Source organism: Curtobacterium sp. MCBA15_016, from assembly GCF_001865105.1.
In the GTDB taxonomy this organism is placed as follows: Bacteria; Actinomycetota; Actinomycetes; order Actinomycetales; family Microbacteriaceae; genus Curtobacterium.
In genome coordinates, this window is sequence record NZ_MJGR01000035.1 from 4,841 (window position 1) to 5,165 (window position 325).

Here is a 325-nt window from a genome sequence, read left to right on the forward strand (position 1 = left end):
GTCCTCGTCGCCGGCGACGACCGCGGTCGCGAGGACGTCCGCCGTGACGATGTCGTCGGCGATGACCGTCGCCTGGACGAACGTCGGGGTCGCCCGGCGCCAGATGTGCTCGCCGCGCTCGGCGGTGCCGGAGGTCGCGACGGCACGACGAGGTGCCTCGAGTCGGACGACGCCGACGACGGTGTCCCGGTGGGCCGGGTCGACGACGCCGACGCTCCAGGGGTCGTCGGCGCGGTGGTGTCCGCGGACGAGCACGTCGCCGCCGGCGCTGACCATCCAGTCGCCGCCGCCGTCACTCGCGGCGTCGAGGACGGCTCCGGCGTCG

At 76.0% G+C, this 325-nt stretch carries 1 protein-coding gene; it reads right to left on the reverse strand.

All coding sequences use genetic code 11. The features are described from left to right. Positions 1-325 (reverse strand): FAD:protein FMN transferase (locus BIV03_RS15770; protein WP_139202014.1); only part of this gene is annotated, 325 nt, incomplete at both ends.